The organism is Segatella copri (genome assembly GCF_002224675.1).
Lineage (GTDB): Bacteria > Bacteroidota > Bacteroidia > Bacteroidales > Bacteroidaceae > Prevotella > Prevotella copri_U.
The window spans coordinates 1-1,001 of record NZ_NMPZ01000068.1 but is presented as its reverse complement, the minus strand read 5'-3'; the positions used below and the strand labels follow the sequence as shown (position 1 = coordinate 1,001).

Annotated in this window: 2 protein-coding genes; one reads left to right on the top strand and one right to left on the bottom strand. The window is 47.1% G+C overall.

What is annotated here, in order from left to right; genetic code table 11:
* Positions 1–543: NYN domain-containing protein (locus CFT61_RS16325; RefSeq protein ID WP_089545440.1), on the top strand; the 543-nt coding region annotated here is incomplete at its 5' end.
* A 190-nt stretch (positions 544–733) separates the two neighbouring features.
* Here CFT61_RS16325 and CFT61_RS17090 read toward each other — a convergent pair.
* Positions 734–1,001, bottom strand: a 268-nt coding sequence (locus CFT61_RS17090) for a hypothetical protein (protein ID WP_089545439.1), incomplete at its 5' end; no start/stop codon positions are given.

Below are 1,001 nucleotides of genomic sequence, written 5' to 3'. Positions count from 1 at the left end.
TTGATTCAGGTGAAGTTCTTTACTGCTGAGATCAAAGCAAAGTTTGCTTCTCGGGGTGAATTGGCGCACCAGGCTCAGCAAGCCTACCATCGAGCATTAGTACAGATCTATGGCGATAACCTACAGATAATCAAAGGTTATTACTCAGAGCGTCAGGAATGTGCAATGACCTTTAATGAGGGGCATCCGCCATCAAAAACGGATAGAACAACGGTCTGGAAGTTAGAAGAAAAGCAGACCGACGTTAGAATGGCTTTAGAAATGTATCGCGATGCGATCCGTGGTGAGGCAGAACAATTGGTTCTCTGTACTAACGACTCAGATATGATACCGCCAATAGAAATGATAAAAGCCGATCGACCTGAGTTAAAAATAGGAATTGTAGTGCCAAGGGAACAAGATACTAGTCGAGTGATTAGTAGTCTGGCTAGTTTAGGGGATTGGAGCTTGCCATATGTATCCTATGAAGCCTTAAGATTAGCTTTATTGCCAGATAAAGTCCCCACTAGGCGAAAGCCAATACTGAAGCCAAATCACTGGTAAACAGCCGGATCTTCTTGTGATCCTTTTACTCTCGTCGTAATCTCATGTCCTGCAAACAAAAAAACCACCGCTACCAACGGTGGTTTGTTTGCCGGAATCAAGAGCTACCAACTCTTTTTTCCGAAGGTAACTGGCTTTCACGGAGCGCAGATACCAAAACTGTCCTTCCAGTGTAGCCGCAGTCAGGCCATCACTTCAAGAACTCTGTAGAAGCACTTCTACTACTCTGCTCCGTGAATCCTGTTACCAATGGCTGCTGCCAGTGGCGATAAGTCGTGTCTTTCCGGATTGGACTCAAGACGATAGTTACCGGAAAAGGCGCAGCAGTCGGACTGAACAGGGGGGTTCGTGCATACAGTCCAGCTTGGAGCGAACTGCCTACCCGGAACTGAGTGTCAGGCGTGGAATGAGACAAACGCGGCCATAACAGCGGAGTGACACCGGTAAACCGAATGGCA